An 11,794-nucleotide genomic window follows, 5' to 3' on the forward strand; every position below is an offset into this window, starting at 1 on the left:
GAGGTCTTTCCTTGGCGGGATGACCGTTGCGCTGGCTGGTACCCGCTTGCCAGCAGCGACACGCGAGTTGATCCTCGCGCCCCAATCGATCAAGGCGCGCCTTGCTGGGTACGACGTGTCGATGTTGGGCTTCAACGGTGGTCTGCCGGGCCCAGAAGTCAGAATGCGACAAGGACAAACCGCCCGCATTACCCTCGATAACCGATTGGAGGAGGGCGCTCTTGTTCACTGGCATGGGTTGCGGGTTCCAAATCGGATGGATGGTGTCAACGTTCTCACTCAGGATGTGGTCATTCCGGGCGACACGTATCGTTATCAATTCGGCGTCCCGGATGCCGGCACGTATTGGTATCACTCGCATTACCTGTCTTACGATCAGGTCAGCCGCGGCCTTTTCGGCGCCTTCATCGTCGAGGAGCAAAATGCGCCGGCTGTCGACCATGACATTGTTGTTCAGTTCTTCGATGTCTTGTTGGATCAGTCCGGACAGTACGACGAAGGGTTCAACCCGGCTCATTTCGCGACCGAGGGCCGTATCGGCAATACGGTCACGGCGCTTGTTTCCAATGGAACCAGCAAGAATGTGAGACAAGGCGACCGCCTGCGTTTGCGCCTGATAAATCCCTCTATCGACAGGGTTTACCGTGTCGGGCTGGACGGTCTGGCAGGCAAGATCGTTGCACTGGATGGTATGCCCCTGGCGCAGCCACAGACACTCGAACCCATCCTCCTAGCTCCGGGGCAAAGATGCGATGTGATTGGTGATGCGACCGGGCCTATTAGATTCGACGACAGCTTTGGAGAGTGGACGTTGAGCCTTGGCGAAATCGCTGTTTCCGGCTCTCGTGACCCTGCGAAAGTGCCCATCACCGCGTTGCCCGCCAACCGAATGCCCGCCCCGCAAGACCCCGGCCAAACCGCGGAGCTGGTGCTCCAGGGAGGTGCGGGAAGCGCGTCCCATAACGGCACTGGAACATGGGCGCTCAATGACGTATCTGGACTGCCTCGAACCCCTTTCCTATCCGTCGCGCGGGGGACGACCGTGCGCATTTCAATCCGCAACGAAACCGGGTTTCCACACGTCATGCATCTGCATGGCCACCATTTCTGGGAACTCGATGCGGCGGGGGAAGCCGGTCCATACCGGGACTCGACCTTCCTGGATATCGGCGAGACGCGGGATATTCTCGTCGTCCTGGACAATCCGGGATCCTGGATGCTGCATTGCCACATGTTGAGCCACCAAGCCGACGGTATGGCAACGTGGATCAGAGTCGGCTGAGGGTCGAGACGGATACATACCGTTACAAATCTCTGAATGATAACAGGCCTTTTGCCGTCTACGTAACCTGACAAGCGAGAAACAGGTCCATCGATTGCCAACGGGAGCGTTCATTGACCCTGACACCAAAATCTCTCGGCATGACTGCGGCGGCAGGATCAGCCGCCTTGCTGTTAGGGGCCTTCGTTTTCCAGGCTCTTGGGTACGCGCCGTGCGCAATGTGCATCTGGCAACGCTACCCACACGCAATCGCCATTGGAATGGGCGCTCTGTTGCTCTTTGCTCTGCCGATTTTGCCAATCCTGATAATCGGTGCCCTGTCGGCACTCAGCACATCCGCGTTGGGAATGTTTCATACCGGTGTCGAGCGCGGCTGGTGGGAGGGACCGACTTCTTGCACGGGATCCGGCCTCGATGTTTCCCAAATGTCGGTATCGGAATTGCTGCCCTCTGCGAGTTCAAATGCGTCCACTCTTGTTCTGTGCAATGAGGTTGTCTGGGAATTTCTGACGTTGTCCATGGCGAGTTGGAACGCGATCCTAAGCGGTGTCCTTGCTTGCCTCTGGTTGGTCGCGATCGCAAGACATCAAAAGGGTCGATGGCATGGGGTCGCGGACGTTTCTTGAATCGTCTCGCATTCATCGAAAACAAACAAAGGGCTTCGCTTCATGGTTACAAGACGACACTTCCTTGCACTTTCCGGCTCGCTGTTTTCAGCTTCTCTGAGTTCGCCAGCATTCGCTAAGACCTGGCCGACAACAGCCGAAAAAGCAGCTTGGGATGCGCAGGTCACGCCCGCCAACTATGACCCGGCAACAACCAACCCATGGGGGCTGCATCCCAGGCTGCTGCCGCAACGCGTTTTGGCGAATGACGGTTTGCGCCCGGGTGACATTCACGTCGATGCGATCGCGCGCTATCTGTACCATATCGAGGAAGATGGCACCGCGATGCGCTACGGGGTCGCGATTGCCAAGGGCGATCTCTATGAACCCGGCACCTATACGATCCGCCGAAAGGTCGAATGGCCGCACTGGACGCCAACACAGTCAATGATCGAACGCGATCCGGAGGCTTACGAGCGGTTTGCCGACGGTATGGAGCCCGGCCCCAACAATGCCTTGGGCAGCAGGGCTTTGTATCTATTCGTCGGAGATCGGGATACGTACCTTCGAATTCACGGAACGCCGAGCCCTCGCAGCATTGGCGGCCGGGCCAGTTCGGGATGCGTGCGCATGGTGATGGCCCATATCAATGATCTCTATCCGAATGTCGCTGTCGGATCGACGGCGTTCCTTTACTCGGCCGAAGACAGCGTTACCGCTCGAAGCTGACCTATTCGTAGGACAGAGAATCTTTGGCTCACACGCCGAGTACCGCGTCGTGCAGGGACAACTTGCAACGAATTGTTGGACGAACACTCAAGGCCGCGTCGCAAGTGAATTTTCGAACTGTGCGATCGCTACGGATTTGTCGTCCTCATCGTTCTCGAACAGCTTTGTGGTTCGCACGCCCGGCAACTTGCCAAAATCCGCCATCAGGCGCTTTGGAAAAAATGTGCGTCCAATGGATTCAAATCCTGGTAATTGCCTTAGGATCGCAGAAGTACTGACGCTACAAAAGCCTGAAGCAGCCGGACCGTTTGCCAATGCAAGTTGCAAGGCGCGCTCCGCGACTTCGGGGGACACATCGATCTCTTGTATGACGACATGGTAGGTCTCCCGTGCATGAGCCCGTGCGTAAAAATCGGCCACTTGTGGAGTAATGCCATAAAGCACATCTCCCCGTTCCGGTACCGCGCTCAGCCGGACCGTTCCTGCCGGATCGAAGATAACGCGCTGTGACCCATTGATCATGACGCTGGTATGCGCACCCGCCCCGGACCTGTTATTGATCATAGTGTACAGCGTCAACGCGGCCGGTCCGTCGTGACTGTAGGATGCACTACTGATGACTTCGGCTGAAGCATCAGGGCGCATGTCGTTTCCTGCACCGCACCCCGCCAAAATCACCAAGGCAAGCACCAAGAAAATGCGGTTCAAAAAGAGCAACTTGCAGCCTCCTGCCATGGGTTGAATGACTGAATTTTCGGGAACATCAGGGCCTCTGCCACTCTCGACACCAACTCTTCCGAATTTCACTTCCACCGAAACATGGTTTCGGTGTCAGTTGGTACACGACTCCTCGACAGGTTTTTCTCTGGATATCGCATGTCTTAGATGAAGAGGAGCGTTCGCCCCGAATTGATTTGTCGCAGTTTGTAACAGACCCCGCCTTTGTGACCTCGCGATACAAAACACCGGCTCGCGTGTTATTCCGCATCTGCAGGTGCATCCCATATAGTGGGTATCGCAACACTGACACGAGGTGATCGAAATGAAACGCAACACTTTACTCGCTGCAATGACCCTGGCTGCAACCGCCTTTGGTGGCGCGGCCTTCGCGGATGCCAACCATGGGCACGGTGGGCAGCTTGGTGCCCAAGGTGGGGCAGGCATGATGCAGAACGGTGGTCCGGGCATGATGGCGAACATGGGCGGAATGATGGACATGATGAAGCGCATGCACGGGAACATGATGGGCGGCGGCATGATGGGCGCAGGCATGGGCAGTGGTATGATGGGCCCAGGCATGGGTGCCGGCATGATGCAAATGTTCGACACTGATGGAGACGGCACAACCACGCCGGAAGAAATGCGCACGCGGCTTCAGGCCAAGCTTTCCGAGTTTGACAGCGATGGGGATGGAAACCTCTCGATTACCGAGTTTGAAGCTCTCCACAGCGCAATGATCCGCGAAATGATGGTGGATCGTTTCCAACACCTCGATGCCGATGGCGACGGCGCGGTGACGCCGGAAGAGATGGCCGCTCCTGCCGATAGGATGGAGCGGATGCAGATGATGCGGTCGAATATGGCAGATGCGCCTGCGCGGCCCGGCAACGGTCAGGGCATGGGCAACGGCTCCATGATGCAGGACAACTGAGCCAATGGGTGCCGGTTTATTTTCCGGCACCCGTCCTCACAACGCCAAAACCATTCGCGGTCGGGACATTGAACCGAACCGCGACCTGAACCGTTTAGCCTCGGTATGCCAACAAATAGAGACACTGAAAGGAAAATTCCCATGGCCTATACCTATGATCGCGTCCTGAAAGACACCAAAATCGATGACGCAGAGATGCGTGTTCGGGATGCTTTGGCAGACAAGGGCTTCGGCGTTTTGACTGAGATTGACGTCAAAGCGACGATGAAAAAGAAACTTGATGCGGACATGCCGCCTTACCGCATCTTGGGGGCCTGTAATCCGGGCATGGCGCACAAAGCCATCGAGATCGAGCCTCGCATCGGTGCGATGCTTCCCTGCAATGTTATCCTGCGGCAAGTGGACGGCGACACCGAGGTCAGCGCGGTCGATCCTGTCGCTTCGATGCAGGCGGTGCAGAACCAAGACCTGGACGCGGTCGCCGGCGAAGTCCGCGATCTCCTGCGGGACGCCCTCGACACCGCGTGATTGCGGGATGGGCGTTGGATGCCCTGTCGCAGAGCCAGCGCCATTGGCGGTGCTCGATTAATGCCATCTAATCCCCACGTAAATTCCTGATGAGGAACTGACCCAGTGCTGCCAGCGGGATTGCCATTTCCGGATATTGGAACCGACCTCTTCTCCTTCGACATCGGGGGGGTCACATTCGCACTCCGCTGGTACGCGCTAGCCTATATCTTCGGTATCCTGATTGGCTGGCGCATTTGTTTGAGTGCCATAAGCCGTCCCGCGCTCTGGACATCAGTTGGACCGCCGCTTGACCGGACGCAGATCGAAGATCTTCTGACGTGGATCATCATCGGCGTGATTGCTGGTGGTCGCCTGGGCTTTGTACTGTTCTACCAGCCCGCATATTATCTCGCCAATCCCTTGGAGATTCTGATGGTCTGGCAAGGCGGCATGTCTTTCCACGGGGGCTTCGCGGGCGTTGTCATCGCGGCCTTGTTGTTCTGCCTTCGACAAAACGCGTCATTGCTCAGCACTGGCGACTTGCTGGCTTTGACAACACCACCAGGCTTGTTTCTTGGGAGGCTGGCGAACTTCACCAACAACGAGCTGTGGGGGCGGCCGACGGACGTTCCCTGGGCGGTGATCTTTCCCGGCGAAGTCGCGCAGGCCTGCCCAGGGATTAGCGGCCTCTGCGCCCGACACCCGTCCCAGCTGTACGAGGCGCTATTGGAGGGGCTCATTCTTGGAATGCTGCTCATTTATCTCGCTTGGGGCCGGGGCTGGCTGAAAATGCCCGGTGCCTTGGCTGGCGTGTTTCTGACCGGCTATGGTCTTGCCCGAAGTTTCGTCGAGATGTTCCGGCAACCGGACCAACAGTTTGTGACGGCGGACAACCCGATTGGCCATGCGCTCCATTTTGGTGAGTGGGGTTTGACGATGGGCCAGTTGCTCTCCATGCCGATGGTGTTGGTCGGGCTGGCGTTGATCGTGCTCGCCCGACGGGAACGGGGCCGGACAGCGCCACCCCGCAGATCCGCAATGTAATCACCATACTGATCTCTCTTGACCCTCCTGTGGATGGAAGCCTTAGGCAAGAGAAGCATTCTCGGAAAGGACCGCAAAATGAGCACCCCCGACAGTTCTGAAACCACAGCAGCTTCTTCGGTATTCGTTTGCCCAATGCACCCTGAGGTGCGGCAGGTTGAGCCCGGCAATTGTCCGAAATGCGGGATGCATCTCGTGCCGGAATCGGAGCTCGAGGTCCATTCAGCACATGATCATCACGACCACCAAGCAGGTGCCGCGCCGGCGGATGGACGATATGATCTGGTTCCCCAAGGGCATGATGGTCCCATTTACACTTGCCCGATGCACCCTCAGGTGCGGCAGCCTGATCCGGGCGCGTGCCCGATCTGTGGCATGGGGTTGGAACTGGAATCCGGTGTGCCGGGCGATGAAGGTCCAAATCCCGAACTGGTGGATTTCACACGGCGGTTCTGGGTCGGCACAGTCCTGACGATCCCGCTCCTTGTCCTCACGATGGGGCCATTCGTCGGTTTCCCCGCAGTCCGGACTTTTTTTGGCGAAGGCACCACACAATGGATCGAATTGATCCTGGCAACGCCAGTGGTCTTGTGGTGCGGCTGGCCGTTTCTGGAACGCGGATGGATTTCGTTCCGCACATTGAACCTCAACATGTTCTCCCTGATCGGCATGGGCGTTCTTGCCGCCTGGCTCTTCAGCGTCGTTGCCGTTCTCGCACCGGACATATTCCCTGATGGGTTCCGAGACTCCGAAGGCCATGTCGGCGTCTACTTCGAGGCGGCGGCGGTGATCGTGACGCTCGTGCTGCTCGGTCAGGTGATGGAATTGCGCGCACGTGAAGGAACCGGCAAGGCGATCCGTGCGCTACTCGATATGGCCGCCAAGACCGCGCGGGTCATGCGGGACGATGGCTCCGAAGAGGAGATCCCGCTGGAGGACGTACAGGTCGGCGACCGGCTGCGCGTACGGCCCGGTGACAAGGTTCCTGTCGATGGCGTGGTTCTGGACGGCCGGTCCTCGATCGACGAAAGCATGATCTCCGGTGAACCTGTGCCGGTCGAGAAGACCGAAGGCGACCCGGTAACTGGTGCGACGATCAACGGCACTGGCAGTCTGGTGATGGAGGCGACGCGTGTCGGGTCCGACACGATGCTGGCTCAAATTGTCGAGATGGTGTCGAACGCGCAGCGCTCGCGCGCCCCGATCCAGAAATATGCCGACAAGGTGGCGGGATATTTCGTTCCGGCCGTCATCGGTATCGCGGTCCTGTCCTTCATCGCCTGGGCGATCTGGGGGCCCGCGCCTGCGCTTTCCTACGCATTGATTTCGGCAGTGGCGGTTCTGATCATCGCTTGTCCTTGTGCGCTTGGCCTGGCGACACCGATGTCGATCATGACGGCGACAGGACGGGGCGCTCAGGCAGGGGTCCTAATCAAGAACGCCGAGGCGCTGGAGCGGTTCGAGAAAGTCGATACCCTGATCGTCGACAAGACCGGCACGTTGACCGAAGGCAAGCCGCGGCTTGTCGACGTACTCCCGCAACCCGGCCACGACGAAGCCGAGGTCTTGCGTCTCGCCGCATCGCTTGAGCGCGGATCGGAGCACCCCTTGGCCGAAGCGATCGTCAGGGGTGCGGAGGAGCGAGATGTCAAAATGGACAATGCTCGGGACTTCGAGGCGATCACTGGCAAGGGCGTCAAGGGTGTTGTGGGCGGCAAAGCGGTGGCGCTCGGCAATCTGGCGATGATCCGCGAACTAGGGCTCGAGGCAGGCGCGTTGACCGCCAAGGCCAATGCCCGCCGCGACGAAGGTGAGACGGTAATGTTCGTGGTGCTGGATGGCGACATTGCAGGTCTTGTCGCTGTCGCCGATCCGGTGAAGAAGAGCACACCTGCGGCCATCAAGGACCTGCATGAACTGGGGTTCCGCGTCATCATGGCGACCGGAGACAACGAACGCACTGCCAACGCCATCGGCGCACGGCTCGGCATCGATGAGATCCGGGCCGACGTGCTGCCGGAGGACAAGGCGCGGATCATCCGTGAATTGCAAGAGGCGGGTCACAGGGTCGCGATGGCCGGGGATGGCGTCAACGACGCGCCGGCCTTGGCACAAGCCGATGTCGGCATCGCCATGGGCACTGGCGCCGATGTGGCCATCGAAAGCGCGGGCATCACGCTGGTCAAGGGCAACCTCGACGGTATCGTGCGTGCGCGGCGGCTCGCCCGGGCCACTATGCGCAACATCCGCCAGAACCTGTTCTTCGCGCTGATCTACAACGCCTCCGGCGTGCCGGTCGCGGCGGGAGTTCTGTTTCCCTTCTTTGGCATCCTCATCAGTCCGATGTTTGCTGCCTTCGCCATGAGCGCGTCGTCAATCTCGGTGGTGCTCAATTCGCTGCGCCTTCGCGGCGTTCGTATCTAGGGTCAGGATGCATTGATTTTCAATGCGCTGCATGATTCACGGCTCGGAAAACGGAGCGGTGACATGAGCGACCTTTTCTGGCTGACCGACGCGCAGATGGCCAAGCTCTCCCCTTTCTTCCCGAAGTCGCATGGCAAGCCTCGGGTCGATGACAGGCGAGTGTTGAGTGGGATTATCTTCATCAATCGCAATGGGTTGCGCTGGCGCGATGCTCCGTCAGCCTACGGTCCGCACAAGACATGGTGTGATTGCGGCGGTCGCTCTCCAGCGGCGAACGAGGTCCGGTATGTTGGCCTCATGGATATAAGCCGTGAGGAGAACGACCTATGGAATACTATGCCGGTTTGGATGTGTCGCTGAAAGAGATTTCGATCTGCGTTGTAGACAGGGACGGCGAGACTGTAGCGCGTGGCGTCTGTCCCGCTGATCCCGAGGGTGTGGCGGGCTGGTTTCGCAACCGTGAGCTCACGCCCCGACGGATCGTGCATGAAAGCGGAATGCTGTCGATCTGGTTGCAGCGCGGCCTCGCCGGTCTCGGTCTGCCTGCGACCTGCATTGATGCCCGCAAGGCGCACAAAAGCTTGTCGGCACGGCTCAACAAGTCGGATGCTGCCGACGCCGAAGGTTTGGCACAGCTTGCGCGCACCGGTTGGTTCACACCGGTCCACATCCGCAGCGAGGAGGCGGACCGGCTTCGCAGCTTGGTAGGCGCGCGGGAACGGTTGATCCGGTTGCGCAAGGACCTCGAAGGTCACATTCGCGGCGTCCTCAAAACCTTCGGCATCCGTATGATCGGCATTGGCCAGGGGCGGCAGAGGCAAGCCTTCCGCGATCAACTGGCGGCAGCGGGCGAGACCGACTTGGTTCTGCGAGCGATAGCCGATGCCTTCATCGCGACCCATGCCAAGTTGTGCCAAGTGGCGGATGACTTGGACAAGGCGGTGAGGAAAACAGCCAAGGTCCATCCTGTCGCGCGCCGCCTGATGACAATCCCCGGCGTGGGGCCGGTCAACGCGCTCAGCTTCATAGCCCTGGTTGATGATCCTGGTCGGTTCAGCCGGACGTCGGATGTGGGCGCTTATCTTGGGTTGACGCCAAAGCGGCATCAGTCTGGTGAGGTTGATTGGTCGGGGCGCGTTTCGAAATGCGGTGACAGTGCGATGCGCGGGCTACTGTTCGAGGCGGCTTCATCCGTGATCCACCAGGTAAAGCGTTTCTCGCGGCTGAAAAGCTGGGCCGTGCGACTGGCCGGACGACGCGGCTTCCGCAAGGCAGCCGTCGCGACGGCCCGCAAAATCGCAGTGCTTATGCTGACGCTTTGGAAAAATGGAACCGACTATCAATGGAAAAAGGAGGCTACCGCCTGATCTAAGTTCCCGCGTCTGAAGCGGGGAGCGCAGTCCCGACGGGACGGAGGTTGATCGATCTCGCTGTAGAGCATGGGATGGCCAGGTGCCACATCCCGCACAAGACATTGGAGACGATCCGCCACCGAAAACCATCATGAGGCGCTCAATGCGACCTCGGAGAGAACCATGACCCCGGACGGACATCAGCCCTCCCACGCTTGACAAGGCCGCAATCAGAGAACACTCTACAGCAGGTGGAAGCGCTGGAGCGAGAAGGGTATCTTCGCTCGGATGATGGCCGGTCTGGCCGCCGCGCATGGCGAGGAGACGACCGTGATGATCGACGCGACATACTTGAAGGCACACCGAACGGCGACCAGCATGGCCGTCAAAAAGGGGGGCGCGGTCGCCTGATCGGTCGCACGAAGGGCGGCATGAACACCAAACTGCACGCCGTCTGCGACAGCCAGGGGCGACCAATCGATCTGTTCGTCACGGCCGGGCAGGTGAGCGACTATATCGGCGCACGGGCGATGCTGAGCAGCCTGCCCAATGTCAAATGGCTTCTCGGCGATCGTGGCTACGACGCCGACTGGTTCAGGGAAGCATTGCAAGACAAGGGGATACGCGCCTGCATCCCCGGTCGAAAGCAGCGGAAGACCCCGGTCAAATACGACAAGCGCCGCTACAAGCGGCGAAACCGCATCGAGATCATGTTCGGCAGGCTCAAGGACTGGAGGCGCGTGGCGACCCGCTACGACCGATGCCCAAAGGTCTTTCTATCGGCAATCGCCCTCGCAGCTGTCGTCATCTATTGGTTATGAATCCTGACCCTTCTGTATCCCGGATCTGGTAGCGTGGTCCCGTCACGTGTCCCGGCCAGGACCCGCGACGGGGTGGTGCACGACGTCTGACCCTTGTGGCATGACCACGTTTCTTAGCCTGTCGGCACCGCCTCTCCTTCATTGTCTCGAACAGTTGCCAGCGGCCCTCGTGGGACCGCGTATCAGAAGGAGGAGAGCATGGAGAAGGTAACACACGGTCGGATCATCGGGATAGATGTGAGCCGAGACTGGCTCGATATTCACTGCCTTCCGGACGGCCAGCGACATCGCATCCCCAATTCCGATGATGGCCATGTCGCGGTGTCCGTTCTCGCTCACGACCAGAGAGCAGTCGTCTGTTTCGAAGCGACGGGCGGGCAGGAATGGCGGCTCTGGTTCCATCTGGAAGATGCAGGCGTCGAAACCCGCCAAGTGCCGCCAGCCCAAGTCAAGGCCTTCGCGCGCAGCCTGGGAACCCGCGCCAAGACCGACAGGATCGATGCCGAACTTATAGCGCGTTTCCTAGTCTTCAGGCCCGAGGCGGGACGAACACTTCCCGCGGAACATCTACGTCTTCTCAGGGCCTTAACCACCAGGCGGGCACAGGTGGTTGAGATGCGAAAGCGGCTTCTGGCACAGATACGGGCGCATCGAAAATCGGGAACTGCAGAGCTGTTTGAGGATATCGATGTGGAGCTGAAAGAGCGGTTGGATGTCGTGATCGCCGAGCTGGAAAGCCGAATTTCAGAGCTTCTCGGTCGCGACAGGCATCTTGCGGACACCGCGCGGATCCTTCGTTCCGTTCCCGGAATCGGGCCGGTCGCCAGTTCGACGCTGATCGCCGAACTTCCCGAACTCGGCGCGATCACCGGCGAACAAGCTGCAGCGCTGACCGGTCTGGCGCCTGTGGCGCAGGACAGCGGAACGCTGCGTGGCAAGCGCGCCATCGCCGGTGGCAGGCGTGCTCTGCGGCACGTTCTCTTCCAGGCGGCACTGGTTGCCTCAAATCACAACCCGACGCTCAAAGCTTTCGCCGATCGGCTCCGCAAAGCCGGCAAGCCGCACAAGGTCATCGTCACGGCCGTCGCGCGCAAGCTCGTCATCATCGCCAATGCTCTTTGCAAAAAACGGCGGAAATGGGAGCCCCGCCATCCCTGATGAATACAGTTGCTAGGACGCTCGCGGCCATTGATCTCTCTGACTGGGAGCCTGTCCGAATTTCTACGATGCAGGCTTTATGTCTCGATCGCGTTTTGCTGGTGCTCTGGCATGTGTTCGTCGGGCATTGCCAACTTATTATCGCCTGATCGAGCGGAGCGAAAGCTCTGCCTGTCAGGCGGTCATTTCGGCAGCGTAGCCTTTCCAGAGGTCGAATG

10 protein-coding genes and 2 pseudogenes are annotated in these 11,794 nt (G+C 59.4%); 11 read left to right on the top strand and 1 reads right to left on the bottom strand.

From position 1 onward, the window contains the following. The first annotated feature begins 19 nt into the window (after positions 1–19). From BM225_RS18965 to BM225_RS18975, 3 genes are all read left to right on the top strand, one after another. Positions 20–1,282 carry a multicopper oxidase family protein gene (locus tag BM225_RS18965; protein WP_092465203.1) on the top strand — a complete coding sequence of 421 codons (1,263 nt, stop codon included), beginning with the start codon at positions 20–22 and terminating at the stop codon, positions 1,280–1,282. Positions 1,283–1,422: 140 nt separating this feature from the next. Next, positions 1,423–1,908 carry a disulfide bond formation protein B gene (locus BM225_RS18970; RefSeq protein WP_040104428.1) on the top strand — a complete coding sequence of 162 codons (486 nt, stop codon included), beginning with the start codon at positions 1,423–1,425 and terminating at the stop codon, positions 1,906–1,908. Positions 1,909–1,950: 42 nt separating this feature from the next. Continuing rightward, on the top strand, positions 1,951–2,616 hold the full coding sequence (locus tag BM225_RS18975; RefSeq protein WP_024099381.1) for a L,D-transpeptidase: 666 nt from the start codon (positions 1,951–1,953) through the stop codon (positions 2,614–2,616). 87 nt (positions 2,617–2,703) lie between these two features. Here BM225_RS18975 and BM225_RS18980 read toward each other — a convergent pair whose 3' ends face one another. Continuing rightward, the gene (locus tag BM225_RS18980) at positions 2,704–3,261 is read right to left on the bottom strand and encodes a hypothetical protein (protein ID WP_233486466.1); all 558 of its coding nucleotides are present in this window, start codon (positions 3,259–3,261) and stop codon (positions 2,704–2,706) included. A 397-nt stretch (positions 3,262–3,658) separates the two neighbouring features. Here BM225_RS18980 and BM225_RS18985 point away from each other — a divergent pair, with 397 nt between their 5' ends. From BM225_RS18985 to BM225_RS19020, 8 genes and pseudogenes are all read left to right on the top strand, one after another. Beyond that, positions 3,659–4,267 (top strand): EF-hand domain-containing protein, encoded by a 609-nt coding sequence (locus BM225_RS18985; protein WP_237455013.1) that lies wholly within the window; start codon positions 3,659–3,661, stop codon positions 4,265–4,267. Positions 4,268–4,408: 141 nt separating this feature from the next. Next, positions 4,409–4,795: a DUF302 domain-containing protein gene (locus BM225_RS18990; protein ID WP_046212135.1), complete on the top strand. Its 387-nt coding sequence runs from the start codon at positions 4,409–4,411 to the stop codon at positions 4,793–4,795. Positions 4,796–4,900: 105 nt separating this feature from the next. Beyond that, positions 4,901–5,821: a prolipoprotein diacylglyceryl transferase gene (gene lgt / locus BM225_RS18995; RefSeq protein WP_058123688.1), complete on the top strand. Its 921-nt coding sequence runs from the start codon at positions 4,901–4,903 to the stop codon at positions 5,819–5,821. Positions 5,822–5,956: 135 nt separating this feature from the next. Further along, positions 5,957–8,245: a copper-transporting P-type ATPase gene (locus BM225_RS19000; protein ID WP_394379490.1), complete on the top strand. Its 2,289-nt coding sequence runs from the start codon at positions 5,957–5,959 to the stop codon at positions 8,243–8,245. Between the two features lie 63 nt (positions 8,246–8,308). After that, positions 8,309–8,485, top strand: a pseudogene (locus BM225_RS19005) (transposase); the annotation flags it as partial. Between the two features lie 86 nt (positions 8,486–8,571). Then, positions 8,572–9,612 (top strand): IS110 family RNA-guided transposase, encoded by a 1,041-nt coding sequence (locus BM225_RS19010; RefSeq protein WP_092465204.1) that lies wholly within the window; start codon positions 8,572–8,574, stop codon positions 9,610–9,612. Positions 9,613–9,831: 219 nt separating this feature from the next. After that, positions 9,832–10,418, top strand: a pseudogene (locus tag BM225_RS19015) (IS5 family transposase); the annotation flags it as partial. Positions 10,419–10,616: 198 nt separating this feature from the next. Next, positions 10,617–11,576 carry an IS110 family RNA-guided transposase gene (locus BM225_RS19020; protein ID WP_092465205.1) on the top strand — a complete coding sequence of 320 codons (960 nt, stop codon included), beginning with the start codon at positions 10,617–10,619 and terminating at the stop codon, positions 11,574–11,576. Positions 11,577–11,794: the final 218 nt, after the last annotated feature.

Origin of the sequence: Donghicola eburneus (assembly GCF_900115865.1) — a bacterium.
Classification (GTDB): domain Bacteria; phylum Pseudomonadota; class Alphaproteobacteria; order Rhodobacterales; family Rhodobacteraceae; genus Donghicola; species Donghicola eburneus.